Genomic DNA, 24,697 nt, shown 5'->3' on the forward strand with positions numbered 1-24,697 from the left:
CCGGGCCCCGCGGGCCCCGGAGGTACGGTGATCCGTCCCGCCCGGCCCGGCGACGTGCCGGCGGTCGAGGAGCTCGTGGCGGCGGCCTACCAGCCGTGGGCGGACCTGATCGGGATCCGCCCCAAGCCGATGGACGACGACTACGCCGCGCACGTCGCGGCCGGCCACGTCCATCTGCTGGAGGAGGACGAGCCGGGGGAGGGGATCGCCGGGCTGATCGTGCTGGTCCCCGAGGACGGCGTGCTGCTGGTGGACAACGTGGCGGTCGCCCCCGGCCGGCACGGCCGGGGGCTCGGCAGGCGCCTGCTGGCCTTCGCCGAGGACCGGGCCCGTACGGCGGGCCTGGGGGCGCTGCGGCTGTACACCAACGCCCGGATGGAGCCGAACATCGCGCTCTATCTGCGCCTGGGCTACGAGATCACCGAACGTCGCAGGTCGGGACCGCGTGATGTGGTCTTCATGGCGAAACGGCTCGACGGCTGAGCCGTCCCCGTGACGGGACGGCCCGCCGGCCTCGCCGCCGCGCTGCCGAGGCGGGAGGCGCTGAACCGGCCGGCCGGGGAGTCCGGCGGGCCGGTCGCACCGTGAGCGACGGGGCTCAGGAGAGGACCCGCTCCGGGGCCGAATAGAGGTTGAAGCGCTCCTCGCGGAGGAAGCCGACCAGCGTCATCCCGAACTCCCTGGCCAGGTCGACGGCCAGGGAGGAGGGGGCGGAGACCGCGCAGACGACCGGCACGCCCGCGGCCAGGGCCTTCTGCATGATCTCGTAGCTGCTGCGCCCGCTGACCATCAGGATGTGCCCGCCCAGCGGCAGCCTCCCGCCCATCAGGGCCCAGCCGACCAGCTTGTCCACCGCGTTGTGCCGCCCCACGTCCTCGCGGATCGCCAGGAGCTCCCCTCCGGCGGTGAACAGCCCGGCCGCGTGCAGCCCCCCGGTCTTGCCGAACACGCCCTGGCCCTCCCGCAGCCGGTGCGGCAGGCCGTACAGGGTCTCGGGAGAGATGCGCAGGTCCTCCTGGGCGGGCAGCGGGGAGCAGCGGCCGCGCAGGGCGTCGAGGCTGGCGGTGCCGCAGACGCCGCAGGCGCTCGACGTCATGAAATGCCGGTCGAGGGCGGGCAGGTCGGGCAGCCGCCCGCCGCGCAGCCGTACCGTCACCGTGTTGTAGCGCGCCTCGGGCGCCACGTCGTCGTCGGTGCAGTAGGCGATGGAGGAGACCTCCTCCGCCGCGACGAGCCCCTCGCCGTGCAGGAACCCCGCGGCCAGCTCGAAGTCGTGCCCCGGGGTCCGCATGGTGATGGCGACCGTGCGGCGGGCCGCGCCGGCCTGGATCCGGATCTCCAGGGGCTCCTCGGTGGCCAGGTCGTCACGGTGGTCGCTGACGGCCCCGGCCGACACCTGCCGGATCCGGGTCCGCGTGGTCGGCCCCGGCCTCGTGACGCCATTCATGAACGCTCCGTCCCGCTCCGCACGTGTCCCATCATCCCCCGCCCCACCTGTGCGGACAGCCGCCCTCCGGGCCACTCCTCACCCACGGTCACAGTATTCCCAGGTCATTGCCGTAATTCGGTAACAGGCGGTCGCTAAGGGAGGGAAGATGGCTAAGTGCTCGACTCGCCCTTCACCGATCTAGACCGCCCGCCGCTGTCCCAGGCGGCGCTCACCCGTGCCCTGGTCCGCCCCGGCGGCCTGTGGTCCGACATCACCGTCGTCGGCAGGACCGGTTCGACGAACGCCGACCTCGCGCAGGCCGTCCGGGACGGTGCCCGGCAGGGAGCCGTGGTCATCGCCGAGGCGCAGTTCGCCGGCCGCGGCAGGCTGGGCCGCGTCTGGAGCGCGCCGCCGCGCTCCGGCCTGACGTTCTCGATGCTGCTGCGGCCCGACCCGCCTCCCGCCGCACAGGGCTGGCTGCCGCTGCTCGTCGGCCTGGCCGTCGCCTCGGCCGTGCGCAGGATCGCCGAGGTGGACGTCCGCCTGAAATGGCCCAACGACCTGCTGATCGGGGAGCGCAAGCTCGCCGGCATCCTCGCCGAGCGGGTGGACAGCGCGGTGATCGTGGGTGTCGGGCTCAACGTGAGCGTCCGCGCCGACGAGCTGCCCGTGGAGACCGCCACCTCGCTGGCCGTCGAGGAGGCCGCCTGCGTCGACCGCGACCCGATCATCCGGGCGGTGCTGCGGGAGATCGAGGCCCACTACCGCGAGTGGTCGCAGGCCGACGGCGACGCCGACGCGTGCGGGCTGCGGGCCGCCTACCTCGGGGTCAGCGCGACGGTCGGCAGCGAGGTCAGGGTGGAGCTGCCCGGGGAGCGGGTGCTCACCGGGCTGGCCACCGGCATCGACCACTCCGGCCACCTGATCGTCCGCTCCAAGGGAGAGGAGCACACGCTGAGCGCTGGCGACGTCGTGCACGTCAGACCGCACACATCATGACGCGGGGCGGCCAGGCGTGCCACGATTTGCCCCATGGGTCTCCCTGATCACCACCTGACGGAGGGGGAACAGCGCATCCGCACGTTCCACCCTCACTGGAAGCGCCTCGTCATCCCGTTCCTCGCGCTGGTCCTCATCATCGCCGGGTCCAGTGCGGCGATCTTCCTCATGCCCGCCTTCGAGTACGACTCCTACGCGCGCATCGCGGTGGCCGTGCTCGCCGTCGGGCTGCTGACCGTGTGGTCGTTCGCGCCGTACCTGCAGTGGAAGAACACCTCCTACGTGCTCACCTCGCACCGGCTGACGATCAGCACGGGCGTGCTGAACAAGTCCAACGACGACATCCCGATGAGCAAGGTCAACACCGTCAGCGCCGACCAGACGCTGGTGGAACGGATGTTCGGCTCCGGGACGCTCAACGTCGAGTCGGCCGGCGAGCAGGGCCACATCACCCTGCGCGACATCCCCCGCATCCAGGAGGTGCGGGCCGAGCTGTTCCGGGCGCTCGACGACGCGGCCGACGGAGACCCGTGAGGGACGGCGGACCAGGTGGCGTAACCTCCTGGATTGGAGCAGGAAGATGGGCGGAGGGGAAGTGACGAGACGTCCGACGGCCGAGGAGATCGAACGCCTCTTCGTCGGCTCGTCGCCCCGCTACACCCGGGTCCAGGTGGCCGAGCTCGCCGACGTGCCGCAGGATCTCGCCGAGCGGATCTGGCGGGCCCTGGGCTTCGCCACGCTCGCCGACGACGCGGTGGCCTTCACCGACGCCGACGTGGCCGCGCTCCGGCGGGTCCGGGCGATGATCGAGGGCGGGCTGCTGGACGAGCAGACGGTCGTCCGGATGGCCAGGGCGCTGGGCCAGACGACCGCCCGGCTGGCGCAGTGGCAGGCCGAGATCATGGTCGGTGCCATGCTCGACCCGGACCAGCCGCCCTCCGACGCCGACCTGGCCGCGGTCCTGGAGACCGCGCACCGGCTGCTGCCGGACTTCGAGCGGGTGCTGGCCCATGTCTGGCGCGCCCAGCTGGCCGCCGCGGGGACCCGGCTGCTGGCCATCACCGACCTCACCGAGGAGGTCGTGCCCACCCGGTTGACCCTCGCGGTGGGCTTCGCCGACCTGGTCTCCTTCACCCAGGTCTCCCGCGAGCTGGACGAACGGGCCCTGGCCGAGCTGGTCGAGGGGTTCGAGTCGCGGGCCTCCGACGTGGTCGCCGCGCACGGGGGGCGGCTGGTCAAGACGCTCGGCGACGAGGTGCTGTTCACCGCGGCCGACCCGGGCAAGGCCGCGGTGATCGCGCTGGAGCTGGTCGAGGTCATCCGGCGCTACGGGCCCGAGGTGCGGATCGGCCTGGCCTACGGCCCGGTCCTGCCGGTGATGGGCGACGTCTTCGGGACCACCGTCAATCTGGCGGCCCGGCTGACGGCCATCGCCCGGCCGGGCACGATCGTCGTCGACGGCGAGCTGGCCGAGGCCGTCGCGGAGGTGCCCGGCATCGAGGCGCACCGCATCCGGCGCCGGCCCGCCCGCGGCCTCGGGGTGGTCCAGCCGTACGTGCTCCGCAGGGCCTGATAGGCATGGACGTGGGGGCGCGTCCGTGAAGACGCTGTTCCACCGGTAACCGAGTTCGAAGATTTCGAAGATGAGGTGCAGGACATGCCGTACACCGTGCAAGGAGTGGTCGCGCGTGGCAAGGGTGAGCCCGTCTCCCTGGAGACGGTCCACGTGCCCGACCCCGGTCCCGGCGAGGCGGTGGTGACCGTTCAGGCCTGTGGCGTCTGCCACACGGACCTGCACTACCGCGAGGGCGGGATCAACGACGACTTCCCGTTCCTGCTCGGCCACGAGGCCGCCGGAGTGGTCGAGGCCGTCGGCGAGGGGGTCACCGACGTGGCCCCCGGCGACTACGTGATCCTGAACTGGCGGGCGGTCTGCGGCGACTGCCGCGCCTGCCGGCGTGGCCGTCCGTGGTACTGCTTCAACACCCACAACGCCACCCAGCGGATGACCCTGGCGGACGGCACACCGCTCAGCCCGGCCCTGGGCATCGGCGCCTTCATCGAGAAGACCCTGGTGGCCGCCGGGCAGTGCACCAAGGTGAACCCCGCGGCGCCGGCGACGGTGGCGGGCCTGCTCGGCTGCGGCGTGATGGCGGGCATCGGCGCGGCCATCAACACCGGCGGCGTGACCCGCGGCGACAGCGTGGCCGTCATCGGCTGCGGCGGCGTCGGCGGCGCGGCGGTCCACGGCTCCTGGCTGGCGGGCGCCACGAAGATCATCGCGGTCGACGTGGACGACCGCAAGCTCGCCTGGGCCAAGGACTTCGGCGCCACGCACACGGTCAACTCCCGCACCACCGACGCGGTGGAGGCGATCAGGGAGATCACCGACGGCAACGGCGCGGACGTGGTGATCGAGGCGGTCGGCCGTCCGGAGACCTACAAGCAGGCCTTCTACGCCCGTGACCTGGCCGGGACCGTGGTCCTGGTGGGCGTGCCCACCCCCGAGATGACGGTGGAGCTGCCGCTGCTGGACGTCTTCGGCCGCGGCGGGGCGCTGAAGTCGTCCTGGTACGGCGACTGCCTGCCCAGCCGTGACTTCCCCATGCTCATCGACCTCTACCTCCAGGGACGGCTGAACCTGGAGGGCTTCGTCTCCGAGACGGTCGGCCTCGGTGACGTGGAGGAGGCCTTCGCCAAGATGCAGCGCGGCGAGGTGCTCCGTTCGGTGGTGGTCCTGTGATCGACAAGATCGTCACTTCGGGCACGTTCTCGCTGGACGGCGGGACGTGGGAGGTCGACAACAACGTCTGGCTGGTCGGCTCCGACAGCGAGGTCGTCGTCATCGACGCGGCGCACGACGCCGACGCCATCGTCGGGGGGATCGGCGGCCGTGAGGTCACGGCGATCGTCTGCACCCACGGGCACAACGACCACATCAACGCCGCGGCCGATCTCGCCGCGCGGGTGGGCGCGCCGATCCTGCTCCACCCGGCCGACCAGGTGCTGTGGGAGATGGTCTACGGCGACATGCCGTACACGCCGCTGAAGGACGGCCAGGTGCTCTCGGCGGGCGGTGTGGAGCTCACCGTGCTGCACACGCCCGGCCACGCGCCGGGCGCGGTCTGCCTGCACGCCCCCGGGGCCGGCGCGGTCTTCACCGGCGACACGCTGTTCAAGGGCGGCCCCGGCGCGACGGGCAGGTCCTTCTCCTCCTTCGAGACGATCATCGACTCGATCCGGAGGCGGCTGCTGACCCTGCCGGAGGACACCGCCGTGCACACCGGCCACGGCGACTCCACCACGATCGGCGCGGAGGCCCCGCACCTGGAGGAGTGGCTGGCCAGAGGGCACTGACGCCGCTGTCACGCCGCCCGGCCGCCGATGACCCGACGGGGCCGGGCGGCGCGGCGCGGCGTGGCCGGTGACGTGGCGGGGGAGCGTACCCCCATATGTCGTACGTGGCGGGAGAGTGCGCCCTATATGTCGTACGTGGCGGGGAGTGCGCCTTATGTGTCGCACAGCACATAGGCAAGCCTTACCGAATGAGTTACATTAGGTGTGCCTAACCTACTTACGCTCCACGAGAGGCCCGTCCCCCGCCATGTATGTATGTGTCTGCCGCGCGGTTACCGAGAACGAGGTGCATGACTGCATCGCGGGCGGTGCGAAGAGCGCGCGCCAGGTCCGCGACATCACCGGTGCCGGTGGCGACTGCGCTTCATGCGTGCGGAAGATCTGTGCGATCCTGAAGCGGTCTGAAGATCTGATGCCGACCGCATAGCACGAGGAGCCCGCCATGCAGGGCGACAAGAAAATCATCGAACTGCTCAACGAACAGCTCACAGCCGAGCTGACGGCCATCAACCAGTACTTCCTGCACGCCAAGATGCAGGAGAACTGGGGATACACCAGACTCGCGAAATACACCCGCGAAGAGTCCATGGACGAGATGCGCCACGCCGAGAAGCTGACGGACCGCATCCTTTTTCTCGAGGGTCTGCCCAATTACCAGAAGCTGGGCATCCTGCACATCGGCCAGACCGTCCAGGAGCAGCTCCGCGCCGACCTGAACATCGAGCTGGAGGTCGTCACCCGGCTCCGCCCCGCCATCATCCTGATGCGCGAGAAGGGCGACCACACCTCGGCCCGCCTCTTCGAGGAGATCCTCCAGGACGAGGAGCACCACATCGACTACCTGGAGACCGAGCTGGGGCTCATCGAGAGCCTCGGCGAGCAGCTCTATCTGGCCCGCTACGCCGAGCCGCCGTCGGCTTCCTGAGCCGATCGCCCGAACACGCCCGCCGCATCCTTTACGGCTGGGCGTGTTCTGTTTTGTCGGGGAGGTCATTGGCGGTCCTGTCCTTTCCAGGCCCTTACGAGGCGGGAGCAGTACCGCGCGGCCCTGAACCGTTGCGGGACGACTATCCGGGATTTATCAGTGTTTGCCCAGGTCAATGGATAGGTCAATGACGAGTCAAACCGCGCGCTGTGCCCGGGAAACGATCCCCTAAGGTCCTACGATCGCAACATGACCTGTGTACTTCTCGCCGAGGATGACACCTCGATCTCCGAGCCATTGGCGCGTGCGCTACGCCGCGAGGGCTACCAAGTTGAGGTGAGCCCCGACGGCCCGCAGGCCCTGGAACGGGCACTGTCGGGTGGCATCGACTTGATAGTTCTTGACTTGGGCCTGCCCGAGATGGACGGCCTCGAAGTGGCCAGGCGCATCCGCGCGGAGGGCCACGGCACGCCCGTGCTCATCCTCACGGCCCGGGTCGACGAGGTGGACACCGTGGTGGGCCTCGACGCCGGGGCCGACGACTACGTCACCAAACCGTTCCGCCTGGCGGAGCTCCTGGCCCGGGTCCGCGCCCTCCTGCGGCGCGGCACCTCCGAGACACCCGTGGTGCAGGGCGTGCGCATCGACGCCGACTCACGTCGCGCCTGGATGGGCGACAAGGAGCTGCACCTGACGACCAAGGAATTCGACCTGCTGCGCGTCCTCGTCCGCGACGCCGGCAAGGTGGTAACCCGCGAGCAGATCATGCGCGAGGTGTGGGACACCAACTGGTGGGGTTCCACCAAGACCCTCGACATGCACATCTCGTGGCTGCGTCGCAAGCTGGGCGACGACGCCGCCAAGCCCCGTTACATCACGACGGTCCGAGGGGTCGGCTTCCGGTTCGAACGCGAGTAGGTGATGCGTCGTCGACTACTCTCCTCCACCTTGCTCGTCGCGGTCATCGGGGTGCTCCTGCTCGGCATCCCCCTGGGCGTGGCGGTCAACCGGCTGATCGAGGAAGAAGCGACCCAGGAACTCTCCTCCCAGGCCAAAAGCCTGCTGGGGGAGGTGGAGTATGCCCGCATCCAGGATCAGCCCATCGACCCCGAGCAGCTCAAGCGCAAATACCCTGACCGTTACATACAAATCTACGCAAAAGGGACACCTCCCCAGGTGATCACGGTGAGCGACGAGCCACCGGAGAGCCACAAGATGACCCAGGACGCCCAGTCGGAGAACGGGGTGTACGTCGCGGTCAGCCGGGACAAGACGGAGGTGGAGCGCGAGATCCGGGCGTGGCTGCTGCTCATCCTGGCGCTCGCCGCGGCGGCTCTCGCGGTGGCGGTGGGGCTCGCCATCGTGCAGTCACGCCGTCTGACGCTCCCGCTCAGCGACCTGGCGATGATCGCTGAGCGGCTCGGTTCCGGGGACGCGAGGCCGAGCAAGCACCGCTACGGCATCCAGGAGCTCGACCGGGTGGCCGAGGTGCTGGACCGCAGCGCGACCCGGATCTCCGACCTGCTGGCCAGGGAGCGGGAGTTCGCGACCGACGCCTCGCACCAGCTCCGCACCCCGCTCACCGGGTTGACCATGCGGCTGGAGGAGATCGTGGCCGCCGCGCACGAGCCCGGCGTCGTCAAGGAGGAGGGCGAGGCCGCCATCGTGCAGGCCGAGCGGCTCACCGCGGTGATCGACGAACTGCTGGCCGCGGCCCGGCGGCAGCGGCACGCCCAGGCCGAGGTCGTCGAGCTCGACGACCTGCTGGACCAGCAGTTCATCGAGTGGGGCCCGGCCTTCCGCAGGGTCGGGCGGCAGCTCAAGCTGTCCGGCACGCGCGGGCTTCAGGCGGTGGGCACCAGCGGCGGCATCAGCCAGGTGATCTCCACCCTCCTCGAGAACTCGCTGGAGCACGGCGACGGCACGGTGACGCTGACCACCAGCGACAAGGACAGGTCCATCGTGATCGAGATCGCCGACGAGGGGCAGGGCATCCCCGATGACCTCGCCCCCCGGGTCTTCGAGCGCAACGTGAGCGGGGCGGGCGGCACCGGGCTGGGGCTGACCCTCGCGCGGGCGCTGGCCGCCGCCGACGGCGGCCGCCTTGAGCTGGTACGGCCGCGCCCGGCGGCCTTCGCGCTGTTCCTGCGGCAGGTCGGCGACACCGGCAGGACCCGGGTGGTCAGCGGACCGGCGTGACCTGGCGGACCGGCGTGGTCAGCGGACCGGCGTGACCTGGCGGCCGGTGCGGGCCGGCGTGAGCCGGCGGGCGGTCGGTCAGCGGGTCCGCGTGGGCTCGTTGGGGAGCTCCTTCGGCACGTCTTCGGTGGCCGACAGGAAGACCCACTTCTTGTAGGACCAGAACCGGAACAGGGTCCCCAGGCCGATGCCGATCAGGTTGGCGATGTTGATGCTCAGCGGGTCGGTCAGCTCCAGGGTGTAGCGGGCGAAGCCGATGCACAGCAGCCCGATCAGCAGGGCGACCCCGTTGAGCAGGAAGAACAGGAAGTATTCCCGGGCGAGCCCGCTCTGCTCCCGGTGCCGGTAGGTCCAGTGGCGGTTGCCGAAGTAGGCGAAGGTGGTCGCGACCACCGTGGCGATCACCTTCGAGGTCAGGGTCCCCCAGTGCAGGCCGTACTGGAGCAGGTTGAAGCCTCCGGTGTCGATGACGAAGGCGATCGCTCCGATGGTCCCGAACTTCGACAGCTCGCGGACCAGGTCGGCGAACCGCTCGTAGGCACGTCGCAGAAACTGCACGTCTCCTGCACGGTCCTTTCCAGGGTTGGCTGTGGATCCGCCACTCGGGAGGACCTTGGACATTCTCCTGCCAGGCTACCGGTGCAGCCCCGCCTTCCGCCCGCCGCTGACCGGCTGTTGTGCATAGCAGTCAGCTAAGAATATTTCAACATTTATCGCGCGTTAGCCCGATAAATCGGGGCATCTGACGTTACTCTGATCCGGTAGATCACAGGGAGACTTCGGGGGGAGTCGATGCCCTGCGATCGGTCAGACGGATCGCCGCCCGCGACGGCCACGACCACGGGACCACTCCTTGCCCCGCCGCCTGCTCGTCCTGCTCCTCGGCCTGTGCGTGACGGCCGGCTGCGGCGCGACGGCCGGTGGGGGGAGCACACCCCGTGAGGCGGGGCCGCCGCCCGAGGCGTCCGCCCGCGCGGTCGAGCCCGCCGAGGCCGCCCGGGCCTTCGAGCTGCTGGACCGGCTCGACCGGGCCTGGCGAGAGCGGGACTGCCCGGCGATCGAGGAGCTCACCACCTGGGCGGAGAATACGCTGGGCGGCCGTGCCTGCGAGGCGACCCGGAACGGCCGCCCAGCTCCCGCCAGGAAGAGATACACCGACGCGGAGTTCTTCCTGCCGGCCACGGCCGGCGCCGACCGCTGGTTCGTCGCGCTGGCCCGCAGGCCCGTCCCGGCCTACTTCCTGTTCGTCCACGGGGGCGACGACTGGAGGCTCGCCGCCGGCCCCATCCCGGTGCGGGGCAAGCCGCGCGAGCCGGCCGGGGGCGCGGTGCCCGCCGACGATCCCGGCACCGGGGTCGAGGCGCGCCTGGCGCCGCAGCGCTACCTGACCTACCTGACCGACCCCGCCGGGGTGAGCGGGGTGACCTTCCCCAAGAAGGACGCCGCCAGGGAGCTGTTCGACGAGCTGGTCCAGCGGCCCCGGAAGGTACGGCCCGACCGGCTCGCCTCCGACGTCCGGCTGCTCGTCGGACCGGAGCGCGCGCTGCTGCTGCCCGGCGGGGGCGCGCTCGTCATCCACGCCCTGGAGATCGAACACCGGCAGCGGGCCGGGCCGGGCCGTACCTCGCTGAGGCACCCGATCTACGGCGAGGAGGTGCTGCGCGGGTTCACCGGGAAGGGCCGGGCCGCCGGGCTGACCGGCACCGAGATCGTGCTCCTGGTCACCGAGGTGGGCGGCGGAGCCAAGCTGTCCACCGTCGCCGCGCGCAGCTCCCTCGCCGACCTCACCACCGGCTGACCTCCGCCTTCCGGGGGGCCGGTAAACTCAACCGCCGTGAGCAGCCCTTCTTTGGCCGGTCCCCTCGGACCCGTCGTCGGCATGATCGGAGCGGGCCAGCTGGCCCGCATGACCCAGCAGGCGGCCATCGCCCTCGGGGTGGAACTGCGGGTGCTGGCAAACTCGCCGGACGAGAGCGCCGCCCGCGTGATCGCCGACGTGCGCCTGGGCGACTACCGCAACCTGGCGGACCTGCGCGACTTCGCCAAGGGGTGCGACGCGGTCACCTTCGACCACGAGCACGTGCCCACCGAGCACATCCGCGCGCTGGCCGCGGACGGCCTCGCCGTACACCCCGGTGCCGACGCGCTCGTGCACGCCCAGGACAAGGCCGTGATGCGCGAGCGGCTGACCGCGATCGGCGCCCCCTGCCCGCCCTGGCGGCGGATCGCCACGGCCGCCGACGTCGAGGAGTTCGCCGGGGAGAACGGCTGGCCGGTCGTGCTCAAGGCCGTGCGCGGCGGCTACGACGGGCGCGGCGTCTGGGTCTGCCGGTCCGCGGCGGACGCGGCGGAGGTCCTGGCGAGCGGGGTGCCGCTGATGGCCGAGGCGTTCGTGCCCTTCGAGCGGGAGCTGGCCGTCCTGGTCGCCCGGTCGCCGCACGGGCAGGGCGTCAGCTACCCGGTCGTGGAGACCGTCCAGCGCGACGGCATCTGCGTCGAGGTGCTCGCCCCCGCGCCGGGGCTCGACCCCGAGCAGGCCGCGGTGGCCCAGCGGATCGCCCTGACGATAGCCAACGAGCTGGGCGTCAGCGGGCTGCTGGCCGTGGAGATGTTCGCCACCGCCTCCGGGCTGGTGGTCAACGAGCTGGCCATGCGTCCCCACAACAGCGGGCACTGGACCATCGACGGCTCCCGCACCTCCCAGTTCGAGCAGCACCTGCGCGCCGTGCTCGACCTGCCGCTCGGCTCGCCCGCGCAGACCGCGCCGGTCGTGGTGATGGCCAACCTCCTGGGCGGCGACGACCCCGACATCTTCTCCCGCTACGAGCACGTGATGGCGCACGACCCGGGGATCAAGATCCACTTCTACGGCAAGGAAGTACGGCCCGGCCGTAAGATCGGCCACGTCACCGCCCTGGGCACCGACCTGGAGGAGGTCCGGGCCCGGGCCCGGCACGCCGCCGTCTACCTCACCGAGGGCGTATACACGTGAGCGGGCGGGTCCACCGGCACGACACCACTGCGGACGCGGCCCGTGCGCCGCGAGGCGAGGAGAAGGCATGACCACCGTCGGCATCGTCATGGGCAGCGACTCCGACTGGCCGGTGATGAAACTCGCCGCCGAGGCGCTGGCCGAGTTCGGGGTCGCGTTCGAGGCGGACGTGGTCTCGGCGCACCGCATGCCCGAGGAGATGATCGCCTACGGCGCGCAGGCGGCCGGGCGCGGTCTGAAGGTGATCATCGCGGGGGCCGGGGGAGCCGCTCACCTGCCCGGCATGCTCGCCTCGGTGACCCCGCTGCCGGTGATCGGCGTCCCCGTGCCGCTGAAGTATCTCGACGGCATGGACTCCCTGCTGTCGATCGTCCAGATGCCCGCCGGGGTCCCGGTCGCGACCGTCGCCGTCGGCGGCGCCCGCAACGCGGGCCTGCTGGCCGTACGCATCCTCGCCGCCGCCGACGAGAACCTGCGGACCCGGATGGAGGAGTTCCAGGTCTCCCTCAAGGAGCAGGCCCACGCCAAGGGCGCCAGGCTCCGCGCCGAGGCCGCCGGTCTCGGCGCCTGAGCCGTACGGCCTCCGGGCGGCGGGACCTCCGGAGCACGCCGGGCGGTGGTGAGGGACTTCCGGAGCGCGCCGGGCGGCGGTGAGGGACCTCCGGTCGGCGTGTGGCGGCGCCGCCGCCCTTCCCCTCTCCAGCGGAGGGGGGAGCCATCGGTCCCGGAAGCTACTCGCCCGCGCCGGGATGTACGGCGGGTCCAGCGGTCCTCAGCATGAAGGCATATTCCTATGCATATCTGATTCAGTTCTAGGCATACATGGGAGGCGCCCGGTGAGCTGGACGATGATCGACCTGGATGACGACCTGCTGGCCGAGGTGGCCAAGGCGTTGGGAACCGGCACGAAGAAGGAGACGGTCAACACCGCCCTGCGCGAAGTTCTGGAGAATCGGCGCCGGGCGTTGGCGCTGGCTCGGCTGCGCGGCGCCGCCGCCGAGGGCGCCTTCGACCTGGAGATCTTCGAGGAGAAGCGGAACTACCGGCGGTGAGCGCCTCGCAGTTCCTCATAGACACCAGCGCCCTGGCTCGGCTCATGCGCGGTGAGGCCGGGACCTATGGCTGGGACCAAGCTGTCGCGGCAGGGTTGGTCGCCGTCTGCCCCATCACCGAGCTCGAGTATTTCTGCAGCGCGCGGTCACCGGCGGACCGTGAGCGGGGGATCGAGGACATGCGGGAACTGCTCGGATGGGTGCCTGTCGACGACCGCGCCTGGCAGGTCCAGGGTCTGCTCACGGCGAAGGGGCAGCATCGGGGCGCGGGGCCGGTGGACCTGGTGGTGGCGGCGACGGCGGAGTTGCGGGGGCTCACGTTGTTGCACCGTGACCATGATTTCGACCGTGTCGCCGCGGTCACCGGTCAGCCGCTCCAGTGGTATGGCCCCGGGGCGGGGAAATAACCTGCCATCCATCTTTTCCTGCCGATCCGCTGGCCGCACCTCTTCGGACAGGGCGTAGATCGGCACGCCGGAGCCCTGTCGACGATCCGTACGGCCGAGCAGCCGAGATCCCGTCTGATGATCCCCATCTCCCGGCGGACGGCCGCCAGGCGACGTGTCCGTGATTCACAGTACGGTCGCCCCCTCCTGACCCGGCTTTTCCGCGTTCGCTTCCATGGCTTCGGGCGGTGGCGGACCGGCGGGCCTCGCGGAGAGTGTCCCGGGCCGGTGCCGTAAGGCGGGCCTCGGCTCCCTCCACGTGCTGCGCGACTCCAAGAACCCCGAAGGCCCGAAGCTGTTCTTCACCCGGTCGGAGTGGGACGCCTCCGTCGGTGGCATGAAGCTCGGCGAGTTCGACAACTGATCAGTTGGTGAAGGCTCCCGTTCACGGCGGGAGCCTTCACCGACTGCGGCCTCAGACCCCGATATCCAGAGTGCCTTGATCGTCCTTGGTGCCGAACGGGGCATACGGGCGTTGGCCTGCGGTGATCTCCTTGTTGAGCTGGAGCAGGCGGCTCACGAGCTCCGCCGAGCCTCCGCTCCGCCGTGCTGGAGGATCAGTGCGGACCGGGTGTGCTCGCCCGGCGACTCCGGGGCTCCTCCCGAGGCGATGGAGGGCTATATCGATCCTGAAGGTCGGCTCACTAGCCTGAGGGCTTTCCCCGCGACTGAGGATGAGGAGCCAACCATGGTGAGGAAGCCGGTGTCGCTCGCGACCGTGGCGACAGCGACGGTCATGCTGACGTCATGCGGGTTGACGGGTGTCCCGCAGGGCGGCGGAGGTGAGGAACGCCAGTCCGGGCCGGCCGCCGCGGCGAGTCCCACCGAGGCCGTGCCAACCTCGCAGCCGGCGACTCCTGAGACGACGGCCACCGCCTCCTCGCCGACCGGCGCCGGAGCGGACACCCGTCCCGCACTGGCGAGCACGCAGAGCACCCGCACCTCGGCCTACAAGGCTGAGGTCGTCGGCCTGAACCGGGTCGCGGGCAAGCACCTCGTGGTCCAGCTCAGGCTCTCCAACACCGGCACCGGCGAGAACATCTCCTGGACCGGGGAGCTGGGGGACAACACCCGCCCGCTCGGCGAGATCCGCTGGGCCTCGGGCATCGGCGTGCTGGACGCGGCCGCGCGCCGCTGGCTGCTGCCGTACAAGCCGGCCGACAGCCCGTGCCTGTGCAGCGACGAGCGCCGTGACGACCTCGGCTATTTCATCAAGCCCGGTGAGTCGCTGTCCGTATACGCCGTTCTGCCCGCCCCCTCGGGGAACCCGGCCACCACCACCGTCGTCACTCCGCTCGGCCCGCCCATGATGGACGTGCCGATCAGCGACGAGCCCGTCACGCCGCCTCCCGGGCAGACCTTCCCCGACCCCGAGGCCCAGCCGGTCACCGTGATCAGCCACCAGATCGTGGCGCCGTCGGAGTCGCCCGACAGGTCGGAGGAGACCAGCGACGACGGTGAGGACCTGCACGTCAACCTCTCCTCCGACGTGCTGTTCGCGCTGAACAAGGCCGACCTGACGCCCCGGTCCAGGGCCGTGCTCATGCGTACGGCCAAGCTGATCGACGCCTCCGAGGGCGCCACGATCACGGTCGAGGGGCACGCCGACTCCTCGGGCACCGACGCCATCAACGACCCGCTCTCCCAGCGCCGGGCCCAGGCCGTGCAGCGCGCCCTGTCCGGCCTGCTGACCAGGACGGGGGTGCGTTTCCAGGCGAAGGGGTACGGCTCGCGCCGGCCGCTCTACGGCAACGAGGACGAGGAGGGACGGCGGCGCAACCGGCGTGTCACTGTGACGTTCGCCAAACCGCGGCCCGCCGAGACGCGGCCCGCGGCGACCCCCGAGGCGGACCCGGTGCCGGACGGAGACGGCCTCACGGCGCAGGGGAAGGACGACGGGCAGCCGTTCACCCTGGAGGTGACCGGCCTGCGGCGGCTCCCCGGCGATCTGGGCGTCCTCACCTACAAGATCACCAATGACGGCGACGCGGAGGCATGGCACCACGAGCTCAACCGCTCCGCCGAATGGATGTCGTACAAGTACCAGGCCGCCAGCAATGTGCGGTTGACGGACCCCGCCACCCGGCGGCAGTACCTGCCGGGCAGGATCATGGTGCAGACCGGCGACAAGGCCGACGCCTACTGCGCCTGCACCGAGCTGGCGGGCGTCCGCGTGGGCACGGAGAAGATCGCTCCGGGCCGGACGAAGGAGTTCTGGAGCCTCTTCGCGCTGCCCGCCGGCGCCTCGTCGGCACAGGTCAAGATCGCCCAGTACCCTCCGCTACGCGTCCCCGTGCGGTAGGACGGATCCCCGAACCCCTGCATCCCTGGTTCATCGGAGTCGTCTCGCTGGCGACGCTCATGCCGGGCCGGCGACGCGGTGCCCCGCCACCGGTGGCCGGGCAGGGCTGAGACCGTCCTCGCCGTCGGTCAGAAGGTGGGCGGACACGGCGCCTTGCGGATCAGGGACAGAGCTTCCTGTGCTCGGCCAGCATCGTGACGTTACTGCTTGATACGGCGCGCCCGGGTTTCGGCCTTCTTGGCCTCCTGCACGCGGTAGACGACCGTGTAGCGGTTGCGGCTGTCGAGCGTCGCGAAGAACTCCTCCGCGACGGGGTTCCGCGCCAGGGCGAGCGCCAGGTCTTCAGGCGCGGTGGCGGTCCGCGATCCGTCATACGCCGCCTCCCATCGGCCGCCCCCCTTCGCGCGTTCGATCTCCAGCAGGCCTGGAGGCTTCATCCGGCCCCGCTCGATCAGCGCGACGGCGACGGGCCACGCCTCCGATGCCGGCTGCCGGGTACACCATGGAAGGGGCGTCCGGCGCCCTCGCAGGAGAGGCGTCGCGGCGGCCCGCTCCTCACGCTGGAGGAGCGGGCCGTCGCGGAGCGCGCCACGGTCGGCGGGTGGCGCCGAGCGGGCTGAGCCGTAGGCCGGGAGGAGCCGCGGGTGGAGCGGGACCTCAGCTGCTCACTACGGGCGGCCGAGGGCGCGGTAGTGCCAGCCCGAGGCGCGCCAGGTCTCGGCGTCGAGGGCGTTGCGGCCATCGACGATCTTGCGGGCGGCGACGACGGCGCCGAGCGCCTCCGGGTCGAGCTCGATGAACTCCTGCCACTCGGTCAGCAACAGCACCACGTGGGCGTCCCGGGCGGCGTCCAGGGCGGAGTCGCCGTAGGAGAGCTCGGGATGGGCCCGGCGGGCGTTCTCCTGGGCGACGGGGTCGTAGACGGTGACCCGGCCGCCCTGCTCGCTGATCTTGACGGCGACGTCCAGGGCGGGAGAGTCGCGGATGTCGTCGGAGTTGGGCTTGAAGGCGGCGCCGAGCACGGCGACCGTGCACCCGCGGAAGGAGCCGCCGGCCAGCTCGCGGGCCAGGTCGACCATGCGGGCCCGGCGGCGCATGTTGATCGCGTCCACCTCGCGCAGGAAGGTGAGCGCCTGGTCGGCGCCCAGCTCCCCGGCGCGGGCCATGAAGGCGCGGATGTCCTTGGGCAGGCAGCCGCCGCCGAAGCCCAGGCCCGGGTTGAGGAACTTGCCGCCGATGCGGTCGTCGAAGGAGAGCGCCAGGGACAACTGCTTGACATCGGCGTGCGAGGCCTCGCAGACCTCGGCCATCGCGTTGATGAATGAGATCTTGGTGGCCAGGAAGGCGTTGGCGGCGACCTTGACCAGCTCGGCGGTCGGGTAATCGGTGATCACGATCGGGGTGCCCTGCTCCAGCATGGGGGCGTACACCTCGCGCATGATCTTCTCGGCCCTGTCGGAGGCCACACCCAGCACGATCCGGTCGGGGTACAGGGTGTCCTTCACGGCGAAGCCCTCGCGGAGGAACTCGGGGTTCCAGGCCAGCTCGGCGCCCGGACCGATGGGGGCCAGCCGGGCCAGCTTGTCGGCCAGGCGCTGGGCGGTGCCCACGGGGACGGTGGACTTGCCCAGGACCAGGCACTCGCGTTTCAGGTGGGGGGCCAGCGACTCGATCGCGGTGTCCAGGTAGGAGACGTCGGCCCCGTACTCGCCGGGTTTCTGCGGGGTGCCGAGGCAGAGGAAGTGCACGTCGCCGAAGGCGGCGGCCTCCTCGTAGGAGGTGGTGAAGCGCAGTCGCCCGTTGGCGAGGTTGCGCCTGAGGACCTCTTCCAGACCGGGCTCGTAGATGGGCAGATCCCCGGCCTGCAGCCGGGCGATCTTCTCCGCGTCGACGTCGACGCCGAGGACTTCGAAGCCCAGCTCCGCCATGCACGCGGACGTCGTCGCACCCAGGTATCCGGTTCCCACCATCGTCAGGCGGTAGGCCACTGGTGTTCCTTTCGGTTCTGCCCGATTATGTGCCGTCAGAGTATCGGTATCCCTCCCGCCGCTCGCCACCTGCATAAACGGGTAGGGACACATATCACATGCGATGGATCGGTCCAGACTTTGTTGGACGTCCTACTATTTGCCCATGAGCTTCCCTCTCTACGCGCTGCCCGAAGAGCACGAGATGCTCCGGGAGACCGTCCGCGCCCTTGCCGACGAGAAGATCGCCCCTCGCGCCGCCGAGGCCGACGAGACGGGGGAGTTCCCCTGGGATGTCTACAAGGCGCTCGTCGCCGCCGACCTGCACGCCGTGCACGTCCCGGAGGAGTACGGCGGGGCGGGGGCCGACGCCCTCGCCACCGTCATCGTCATCGAGGAGGTGGCGCGGGCCTGCGCGTCGTCCTCGCTGATCCCGGCGGTCAACAAGCTGGGGACGGTCCCGCTGCTGCTGTCGGCGTCCGAGGAGGTCAAGCAGCGCTACCTCGCGCCGGTCGCCCGGGGTGAGGCGATGTTCTCCTACGCCCTGTCCGAGGCCGAGGCGGGCAGCGACGCCGCCGCGATGAAGACCCGCGCCGTGGCCGACGGCGACCACTACGTGCTCAACGGCGCCAAGATGTGGATCACCAATGCCGGGGTGTCGGAGTACTACACGGTGATGGCCGTGACCGAGCCCGGAGCCGGGGCCAGGGGCATCTCCGCGTTCGTCGTGGAGAAGGGCGACGAGGGCGTCAGCTTCGGCCCCAAGGAGCGCAAGCTCGGCATCAAGGGCTCGCCGACCCGCCAGGTCATCCTGGAGGACGTGCGCATCCCCGCCTCGCGGATGATCGGCGAGCCGGGCACCGGTTTCAAGACCGCCCTGGCCACCCTGGACCACACGCGCATCACGATCGCCGCCCAGGCGCTCGGCATCGCCCAGGGCGCGCTGGACTACGCGGTCGGCTACGTCAAGGAGCGCAAGCAGTTCGGCAAGGCCATCGCCGACTTCCAGGGAGTCCAGTTCATGGTCGCCGACATGGCGATGAAGCTGGAGGCCGCCCGGCAGCTCACCTACGCCGCGGCCGCCAAGTCCGAGCTGGCCATGCACGGCGAGCCGCAGAAGGACCTCACGTTCTTCTCCAGCGCCGCCAAGTGCGCCGCCTCCGACGCCGCCATGGAGATCACCACCGACGCCGTCCAGCTCCTCGGCGGCTACGGCTACACCAACGACTACCCGGTAGAGCGCATGATGCGCGACGCCAAGATCACCCAGATCTACGAGGGCACCAACCAGATCCAGCGCATGGTCATGGCCCGCCAGCTCCTGAAGTAGGGCGCCGAGCCGGGGAAGCGCTGCTCACCAACGGAGAACCGCCCGGCTGCGGAAGCCGGGCGGTGACCTCAGGAACCACCCTGTTCCGTCGGAGACAGGACGAGGGTTGCCGTCCGGCATCATTGCCTCATGATCGAGACCTCTGACACCGGCTGGTACGCGGTCCGCTGCGTCTTCCGCTGGGGCCCGCCACACGACACCTACGAGGAGCGGGTCACCTTGTGGAGGGCGGGTCCGTTCGACGAGGCCATCGCCATGGCAGAGCACGAGGCGGGCGAACACGTGGCCGACAGCCCGTTCGAGTATCTGGGACTGGCGCAGGTGTACCGGCTGGCGGACGACGTGATCGAGTCGGGCACGGAGATCTTCTCTCTTCTCCGAGACAGTGATCTCGAACCGGAGGAGTATCTCAATGCCTTCTTCGACACGGGACGTGAACGACAGGAGCAGATCTCGTAGGACCTGTCAGCAGGAGGCGACCATCGGCTTCGAGTGCTTCGTGGGCTGGGGCGGCAACCATCCCATGGACGTGCCCGTGTTCGTGGTCAGCCACAGCGTCCCGGACGGCTGGCCGCGCGAGGACGCGCCCTTCACGTTCGTCGGCGACGGGATCGAGAGCGCGCTGGCGCAGGCGCGGGCCGTCGCGGGCGAGAAGATGGTCGGTGTCGCCACCGCCACCCTCACCCAGCAGTATCTCAACGCGGGGCTGCTGGACGAGATCTGGGTGAACCTGGTGCCCGTCCTGCTCGGCAGGGGCATCCGGTTCTTCGACAACCTGGCGGGCGCGCCCATCGAGCTGGAGGGGCCGACCGTCGTCGAGGGCAGCGGGGTCACCCACCTTTGCTACCGCGTCCGCAGGTAGCGGGCCGCGCCACCCGCTCTCACAGTCACCGCCCCCGTGCGCGGGGACGGGCCGGCCCGAAGGGTCAGGCGGCGGCGTCGAGGGCCTCGCGCAGGCTCCCGCACGTCTCGAAGTGCCGGTTGAGATTGGTGATCGTCAACAGATGGGTGATCATTCCGGGGCTCACCACCAGGATGAGGCGGCCGTGGGTGTCCTTGATCCTGGTGAGCGCGCCCACCAGGATGCCCAGCCCCACCGAGTCGCAGAACGGCACCTCGGTCAGGTCCATCACCAGGCATGGGTGACCCGGGGTCTCCAGGGCTCGGTCCACCTCCGCACGGAGCCTGGGGGCGACGGCCATGTCGAGCTCGCCCGCCGCCCGCACCACCACGCAGGGACCGTTGTTCCAACTCTGAACATCGAATGCCGGCATCACGATCATCACCTCCGTGGGGGCTTACTGCCCTGGTGGGAGGCTTTTATGCGCGCAGCTCATTTTTCGCGGACGTGCCGGGTGAACGCCCCCGGGTCATTTCTTGCAGATGTTCTGGGTGGCGGTCCTGGCCGTGGGGGCGGGGGTGGCGGAGGGGGACGCGGACGGCTTGACGGCCTCGTCGACGGTGACCTTCTTGGCCCCCGGATACTTCCGGCCGACGATCACCTCGATCCGGTCGCCGAGGTCCTCCACCAGGCGCGTCTCCGCGCCGGGCAGCGCGGCGGCCAGGGTCCGCGCCGAGTCCTCGCGGCCCGGGCCGTATCGGATGACCGTCTTGTCGTGGTCTCTGTCCTTGGTGTCGCCGGCCGCCTCAGGGACCAGGAACCCGGCTTTCAGCAGGTCCGTCCGGGTCCGCGCGCCGAGGCCGGTGATCGGGGTGCCGTTGAGCACCTTGACCGAGATCCGCGAGGGCGGCACGGTCAGCGCGGTGGCCGAGGGGGACGGCGTCGCGCTCGGCGTCGCGGCCGGGCTCGCCGTGGACTTGGCGGGCTTGGCGGGCTCGACGAGCGGCTCGTCGGCGGCGATCCGGCGGAACAGGTCTTTGGCCGCGTCCTTGTCCCAGAGCACGGCGGACTCGTTGGTCGGCGTCCTGTAGTCGACGTCGGCGAGCGGGACCGTGGCGAAGGCCACGTCGTCGGTGGAGACGTCCTTGAGCTGGTTGGCCAGGCCGAGCAGGTCCTTGCGGAGGGCGTCGTCCACCCGGAGGGTGCCGAGGGCGGTGTCGACGAAGGAGGCGAGCCTGACCGGGTTGGTGAGCGTGTCGCCGCTGAGCGCCTGGTGCAGCATGGCGGAGATCACCTGCTGCTGGCGGTCGATGCGGTCGAGGTCGGATCGGGCGGTGGCCCGGGTGCGGGCGTAGGCGAGGGCCTTGACGCCGTCGAGGGAGTAGGTGCCCGGCTGGAGCGTGAGCGCGGTCTTCGGGTCGTTGATCGCGACCGGGGTGCACACCGAGACGCCCCCCAGCGCGTCGACCACCTCGATGAAGCCGAGCACGTTGACCTCGACGTAGTGGTGGATGGTCAGCCCGGTGGCGTTCTGCACGGTCCGCACGGCGAGCTTCGGGCCGCCGAGCTGGTAGGCGGCGTTGATCTTGTGGTCGCCCTTGCCGGGGATCGTCGTCCAGGTGTCGCGGGGGAGGCTGACCACGGTCGCCCTGGTGTGGTCCTCCGAAAGGTGGAGCACCATCATGGTGTCGGTCCGCTCGCCGCTCTCGCGGCCGAGTTTGAGCTGGTTCTGCTTCTGCCGGGAGAGGTTGTCGCGCCGGTCCACGCCGACGACCAGGATGTTCATCGCGCCGGTGGACTGCGAGCCGGGCACCCCGGCGTCGACCGCCTCGATCTTCCGCTCGGCGTAGTTCGTCAGCGCCCACGTCACCCCGGAGCTGCTCAGGACCAGGCACGAGAGCGCGCCGGCGACGAACAGACCGCGGCGCCGGGAGCGGGCTCCCCGCACGGACCTGCGCTCACGCCTCGGATTGACCCGGACGGTGCCGTAGGCGTCACCGCCCACCTGCACACCCGAGTCGTCCTCTTCCGGGTCGCGCATGCGTGGCCCCCTAGGCTCGGCTGGGTCGATGAGGTACCCGTCCGTACAGTAGCGTGAGCGACGCCATGAAGCAGTTCCCCGACTCGCCCGCGCCGGCGTCGTCTCCCGAGACACGTGTCTGGCCCCCCATCTCCATCGTCATCCCGGTGCTGAACGAGGAGCGCCATCTGCGGGAGGCGGTGCGCCAGGTCCTCGCACAGCGATACGCGGGACCGATCGAGGTCGTGCTCGCCATCGGCCCCTCCAAGGACCGGACCCAGGAGGTCGCCGACGCGATCGCGGCCGAGGACCCCCGGGTGACCGTGGTCCCGAACCCGACCGGACGCACCCCCAACGCCCTCAACGCCGCCATCGGCGCCTCCCGCAGCGAGATCATCGCCCGCGTGGACGGCCACGCCATGCTCCCGGAGGACTATCTCCAGGTCGCGGTCGAGACGCTTGAGGAGACCGGCGCCGACAACGTCGGCGGCGTCATGGCCGCCGAGGGCGTCACGCCGTTCGAGCAGGCCGTGGCCCGGGCCATGACCTCCAAGATCGGCGTCGGCGGAGCCCGGTTCCACACCGGCGGCACCGCGGGCCCGGCCGACACGGTCTACCTCGGCGTCTTCCGCCGTGCGGCGCTGGACCGGGTCGGCGGCTACGACGAGCACTTCCAGCGGGCGCAGGACTGGGAGATGAACCACCGCATCCGCGAGACCGGCGGCCTGGTCTGGTTCCAGCCCCGGATGCGCGTCTCCTACCGGCCCAGGCCCACGGTCAAGGCCCTCGCCAAGCAATACTTCCACTACGGCCGCTGGCGGAGGGTCGTCGCCCGCACCCACGAGGGCACGATCAACCTGCGCTACCTGGCGCCCCCGGCGGCGGTGCTGGCCATCCTCGCCGGTCTGGCCGTCTCCCCGTTCTTCTGGCCGGGCCTGCTGGTCCCCGGCGCCTACCTGGCGGCGATCCTGGCCGGCTCGGCGGTGACCGGCAGCGGCCTGCCCGCCGCCTCGCTCCTCCGGCTGCCCCTGGCCTACATCACCATGCACATGTCGTGGGGCTGGGGTTTCCTGACGAGCCCGAAGAGCCTGAGCAGGCCCGCGAGGACGCGGGGCTGACCCGCGCGGGCGGAGACGGCCTCAGCCGTCTCCGCCGCCGTGCACGGCGCGGCCGTAGGCGCCGTTCACCGCCCCGTTGAAGCGGGCCATGGCGTCCGGGCCGGAGCCGAGCAGATAGGTCTTCAGCGTGCGCCTGGCGGCCGCCAGGGCGTCCTCCTCGGCGTGGTCCAGGCCCGCCAGGACGGCGGGCAGCTCGCTCAGGCCCTCGGTGAGCAGATAGCCGGCCTCCGCGCTCGGATACCGCTCGCGGAAGGTCCGCTCCGGCAGCCCCGCCACGTTGGTCACCATGTACGGCTTGCCGCTGGCGATGAAGTCCGCCACCACGCTGGAGATGTCGGCGATCATCAGGTCGGCCTGGTTGAAGCAGTCGTAGAGGGGCGGCCGGGGCCCGGTGACGGCCTGGTGCCTGATCGGCTCGGCGTGGGCCGTACCGGCGGGGTGGCGGGCGATCGACCGGGACAGCTCCGCCCCCTCCAGGATCGCGAGGATCTCCCGGTGGGCGCGGTCGGCGGCGGGGTTGCGGTAGCCGGTCAGCGGATGCGGCTTGTAGATCACCCGGAGTGCGGGGGAGTGGGCGAGCAGGGCCCGGACGATCGCCGGCCCCATCGTGATGATCGAGGTGTGGAACAGGTCGTCGGTCCACCCCTCCCAGGTGGGGGCGTAGAGGACGGTGCGGTACGGCAGGCCGGGCCCGGCCGTGCGGACGCCGGTGAGCTGCGGGCGGCCCACCTCGTGGATGTCCTCGTCGCGCACGCCCACCCGGGCGCGGAGGTAGCGGTCGCGCCCGGCCCGCCCGGCCACCCAGACCTCGTCGTAGACCTTGGTGAACGGGTTGAACGACGCCTCCTTGTCGCTGTCCCCGTGACCCACGAAGACGCTGCGCATCCCCTGGATGCGCAGCATGTGGATGTTCTTGCCGACGTTGGACGGGTACAGGCACACCCGGGCCGAACCGAGCGCCCGGAAGCTCATCAGGTCGGCCGCCGAGGGGATGCAGACCACCGGCAGCGAGGTCTCTCCCAGCGTCCGGAGCATCCCCCGCTCCCGCAGGACCACCACGGCCCGCCGGTCGATCCGCTCCAGCGGGCGCAGCCACATGCTGACCTGGTAGGCGGAGTCGTTCGGCCCGGAGAAGTAGAGGATCACCTCCGGCCGGTACCGGGCCAGGCGCCTGCCGGCCGCCTTCAGCACGGCGCGCCGGTTGCGCAGCGGCCGGACCCGGCGCAGGTGGGGCAGGACGCCGAGCACGCCCGCGCTCCCGAGGCCCAGCGCGAGCGCCGCCCCGGCCGCGCCCAGGCGGTCGGTGCCGAGGACCGCGCCCAGGGCGGCGCCCCCGACGGGGAGCACGTCGAGGTAGAGCGCTCGCATGCTCCGGTGGCCGACCAGGATGTCGGCCGGGGGCGCCGGGATCTCCGGCACGCCGTCGATGTTGCGGGTCAGCACCGGCAGCTGGCCGAGGACGCGGGTGTAGGCGATCGCCAGCCCGGTCTGCAGGGCCCGCACGCCGTGCAGGGCGGTCAGCCCCAGGACCAGGGCCGCCAACCAGGGCGAGTCGGTGCCCGCCGTACGCGCGACCAGGAGGACCACGGCCATCTCGCGGAAGGCGAACCGCAGCGTGAGGCCCAGGTGCACCCTGTTCAGCAGGTCCGTCAGGCCCGGCTGCATTCAGGGGGTTGAAACCGCCGCCGACCGGAACGGGAGTAGCGGCCACTCATCCCGC

28 protein-coding genes are annotated in these 24,697 nt (G+C 70.9%); 21 read left to right on the forward strand and 7 right to left on the reverse strand.

From position 1 onward, the window contains the following. Positions 1-27 precede the first annotated feature (27 nt). A complete protein-coding gene (locus tag ACWDS7_RS09730; protein WP_306859215.1) occupies positions 28-483 on the forward strand; it encodes a GNAT family N-acetyltransferase in 456 nt (151 codons plus the stop codon). Positions 484-598: 115 nt separating this feature from the next. Here the strand turns inward: ACWDS7_RS09730 and fdhD are convergent, their stop codons facing one another. Further along, positions 599-1,447: a formate dehydrogenase accessory sulfurtransferase FdhD gene (gene fdhD, locus ACWDS7_RS09735; protein WP_451928903.1), complete on the reverse strand. Its 849-nt coding sequence runs from the start codon at positions 1,445-1,447 to the stop codon at positions 599-601. Positions 1,448-1,603: 156 nt separating this feature from the next. Here fdhD and ACWDS7_RS09740 point away from each other — a divergent pair, with 156 nt between their 5' ends. From ACWDS7_RS09740 to ACWDS7_RS09780, 9 genes are all read left to right on the forward strand, one after another. After that, positions 1,604-2,428 (forward strand): biotin--[acetyl-CoA-carboxylase] ligase, encoded by an 825-nt coding sequence (locus ACWDS7_RS09740; RefSeq protein WP_451928904.1) that lies wholly within the window; start codon positions 1,604-1,606, stop codon positions 2,426-2,428. 33 nt (positions 2,429-2,461) lie between these two features. Beyond that, positions 2,462-2,962 carry a PH domain-containing protein gene (locus ACWDS7_RS09745; protein ID WP_306859208.1) on the forward strand — a complete coding sequence of 167 codons (501 nt, stop codon included), beginning with the start codon at positions 2,462-2,464 and terminating at the stop codon, positions 2,960-2,962. Between the two features lie 46 nt (positions 2,963-3,008). Next, positions 3,009-4,001: an adenylate/guanylate cyclase domain-containing protein gene (locus tag ACWDS7_RS09750; RefSeq protein ID WP_451928905.1), complete on the forward strand. Its 993-nt coding sequence runs from the start codon at positions 3,009-3,011 to the stop codon at positions 3,999-4,001. Positions 4,002-4,085: 84 nt separating this feature from the next. Continuing rightward, positions 4,086-5,171 carry an S-(hydroxymethyl)mycothiol dehydrogenase gene (locus ACWDS7_RS09755; RefSeq protein ID WP_306859204.1) on the forward strand — a complete coding sequence of 362 codons (1,086 nt, stop codon included), beginning with the start codon at positions 4,086-4,088 and terminating at the stop codon, positions 5,169-5,171. Beyond that, complete coding sequence (locus tag ACWDS7_RS09760; RefSeq protein WP_306859202.1) at positions 5,168-5,785, forward strand: MBL fold metallo-hydrolase; 618 nt, start codon at positions 5,168-5,170, stop codon at positions 5,783-5,785. Before ACWDS7_RS09755 ends, ACWDS7_RS09760 begins: the two co-directional genes overlap by 4 nt. Positions 5,786-6,032: 247 nt before the next feature. Then, positions 6,033-6,212 carry a (2Fe-2S)-binding protein gene (locus ACWDS7_RS09765; protein WP_306859200.1) on the forward strand — a complete coding sequence of 60 codons (180 nt, stop codon included), beginning with the start codon at positions 6,033-6,035 and terminating at the stop codon, positions 6,210-6,212. Between the two features lie 15 nt (positions 6,213-6,227). Beyond that, on the forward strand, positions 6,228-6,710 hold the full coding sequence (gene bfr / locus ACWDS7_RS09770) for a bacterioferritin (protein WP_306859198.1): 483 nt from the start codon (positions 6,228-6,230) through the stop codon (positions 6,708-6,710). A 249-nt stretch (positions 6,711-6,959) separates the two neighbouring features. After that, on the forward strand, positions 6,960-7,628 hold the full coding sequence (locus ACWDS7_RS09775; protein WP_012888073.1) for a response regulator transcription factor: 669 nt from the start codon (positions 6,960-6,962) through the stop codon (positions 7,626-7,628). 3 nt (positions 7,629-7,631) lie between these two features. Further along, entirely contained in the window at positions 7,632-8,909 is a 1,278-nt protein-coding gene (locus ACWDS7_RS09780) for an ATP-binding protein (RefSeq protein ID WP_451928906.1), read from the forward strand. A 78-nt stretch (positions 8,910-8,987) separates the two neighbouring features. Here ACWDS7_RS09780 and ACWDS7_RS09785 read toward each other — a convergent pair whose 3' ends face one another. Continuing rightward, on the reverse strand, positions 8,988-9,467 hold the full coding sequence (locus ACWDS7_RS09785; protein ID WP_306859179.1) for a GtrA family protein: 480 nt from the start codon (positions 9,465-9,467) through the stop codon (positions 8,988-8,990). A gap of 295 nt (positions 9,468-9,762) precedes the next feature. On the opposite strand from ACWDS7_RS09785, the gene ACWDS7_RS09790 reads away from it, so the two are divergent. From ACWDS7_RS09790 to ACWDS7_RS09820, 7 genes are all read left to right on the forward strand, one after another. After that, the gene (locus ACWDS7_RS09790; RefSeq protein WP_451928907.1) at positions 9,763-10,707 is read left to right on the forward strand and encodes a hypothetical protein; all 945 of its coding nucleotides are present in this window, start codon (positions 9,763-9,765) and stop codon (positions 10,705-10,707) included. Positions 10,708-10,743: 36 nt separating this feature from the next. Further along, positions 10,744-11,901, forward strand: coding sequence for a 5-(carboxyamino)imidazole ribonucleotide synthase (locus ACWDS7_RS09795; RefSeq protein ID WP_451928908.1), 1,158 nt, complete (start codon positions 10,744-10,746; stop codon positions 11,899-11,901). Positions 11,902-11,968: 67 nt separating this feature from the next. Continuing rightward, positions 11,969-12,472, forward strand: coding sequence for a 5-(carboxyamino)imidazole ribonucleotide mutase (gene purE / locus ACWDS7_RS09800; protein ID WP_451928909.1), 504 nt, complete (start codon positions 11,969-11,971; stop codon positions 12,470-12,472). 265 nt (positions 12,473-12,737) lie between these two features. Beyond that, positions 12,738-12,953 carry a type II toxin-antitoxin system VapB family antitoxin gene (locus tag ACWDS7_RS09805; RefSeq protein ID WP_451928910.1) on the forward strand — a complete coding sequence of 72 codons (216 nt, stop codon included), beginning with the start codon at positions 12,738-12,740 and terminating at the stop codon, positions 12,951-12,953. Further along, positions 12,950-13,360: a PIN domain-containing protein gene (locus tag ACWDS7_RS09810; protein WP_451928911.1), complete on the forward strand. Its 411-nt coding sequence runs from the start codon at positions 12,950-12,952 to the stop codon at positions 13,358-13,360. The genes ACWDS7_RS09805 and ACWDS7_RS09810 overlap by 4 nt, the downstream gene beginning before the upstream one ends. Before the next feature lie 214 nt (positions 13,361-13,574). Next, complete coding sequence (locus tag ACWDS7_RS09815; RefSeq protein WP_451928912.1) at positions 13,575-13,763, forward strand: DUF397 domain-containing protein; 189 nt, start codon at positions 13,575-13,577, stop codon at positions 13,761-13,763. A gap of 324 nt (positions 13,764-14,087) precedes the next feature. Next, the gene (locus ACWDS7_RS09820; protein ID WP_451928913.1) at positions 14,088-15,701 is read left to right on the forward strand and encodes an OmpA family protein; all 1,614 of its coding nucleotides are present in this window, start codon (positions 14,088-14,090) and stop codon (positions 15,699-15,701) included. A 200-nt stretch (positions 15,702-15,901) separates the two neighbouring features. Here the strand turns inward: ACWDS7_RS09820 and ACWDS7_RS09825 are convergent, their stop codons facing one another. Further along, positions 15,902-16,138 (reverse strand): YdeI/OmpD-associated family protein, encoded by a 237-nt coding sequence (locus tag ACWDS7_RS09825; protein WP_451928914.1) that lies wholly within the window; start codon positions 16,136-16,138, stop codon positions 15,902-15,904. 231 nt (positions 16,139-16,369) lie between these two features. Then, on the reverse strand, positions 16,370-17,689 hold the full coding sequence (locus tag ACWDS7_RS09830; protein WP_451928915.1) for a UDP-glucose dehydrogenase family protein: 1,320 nt from the start codon (positions 17,687-17,689) through the stop codon (positions 16,370-16,372). 145 nt (positions 17,690-17,834) lie between these two features. On the opposite strand from ACWDS7_RS09830, the gene ACWDS7_RS09835 reads away from it, so the two are divergent. The 3 genes from ACWDS7_RS09835 to ACWDS7_RS09845 all read left to right on the forward strand — a co-directional run bounded on the left by ACWDS7_RS09835 (position 17,835) and on the right by ACWDS7_RS09845 (position 19,860). Beyond that, complete coding sequence (locus ACWDS7_RS09835; RefSeq protein ID WP_451928916.1) at positions 17,835-18,998, forward strand: acyl-CoA dehydrogenase family protein; 1,164 nt, start codon at positions 17,835-17,837, stop codon at positions 18,996-18,998. Between the two features lie 129 nt (positions 18,999-19,127). Beyond that, positions 19,128-19,457: a hypothetical protein gene (locus tag ACWDS7_RS09840; protein ID WP_451928917.1), complete on the forward strand. Its 330-nt coding sequence runs from the start codon at positions 19,128-19,130 to the stop codon at positions 19,455-19,457. Beyond that, complete coding sequence (locus tag ACWDS7_RS09845; protein ID WP_451928918.1) at positions 19,411-19,860, forward strand: dihydrofolate reductase family protein; 450 nt, start codon at positions 19,411-19,413, stop codon at positions 19,858-19,860. The genes ACWDS7_RS09840 and ACWDS7_RS09845 overlap by 47 nt, the downstream gene beginning before the upstream one ends. Positions 19,861-19,924: 64 nt before the next feature. On the opposite strand, the gene ACWDS7_RS09850 is transcribed toward ACWDS7_RS09845, so the two are convergent. Both ACWDS7_RS09850 and ACWDS7_RS09855 read right to left on the reverse strand, forming a co-directional pair. After that, a complete protein-coding gene (locus ACWDS7_RS09850; protein ID WP_306859136.1) occupies positions 19,925-20,272 on the reverse strand; it encodes an STAS domain-containing protein in 348 nt (115 codons plus the stop codon). Positions 20,273-20,368: 96 nt separating this feature from the next. Beyond that, positions 20,369-21,880, reverse strand: coding sequence for an LCP family protein (locus ACWDS7_RS09855; protein WP_451928919.1), 1,512 nt, complete (start codon positions 21,878-21,880; stop codon positions 20,369-20,371). Between the two features lie 65 nt (positions 21,881-21,945). Here ACWDS7_RS09855 and ACWDS7_RS09860 point away from each other — a divergent pair, with 65 nt between their 5' ends. Next, complete coding sequence (locus ACWDS7_RS09860; RefSeq protein WP_451928921.1) at positions 21,946-22,977, forward strand: glycosyltransferase family 2 protein; 1,032 nt, start codon at positions 21,946-21,948, stop codon at positions 22,975-22,977. 21 nt (positions 22,978-22,998) lie between these two features. On the opposite strand, the gene ACWDS7_RS09865 is transcribed toward ACWDS7_RS09860, so the two are convergent. After that, positions 22,999-24,642 (reverse strand): CDP-glycerol glycerophosphotransferase family protein, encoded by a 1,644-nt coding sequence (locus ACWDS7_RS09865; protein ID WP_451928920.1) that lies wholly within the window; start codon positions 24,640-24,642, stop codon positions 22,999-23,001. Positions 24,643-24,697: the final 55 nt, after the last annotated feature.

This window comes from Streptosporangium sp. NPDC003464, assembly GCF_053588315.1.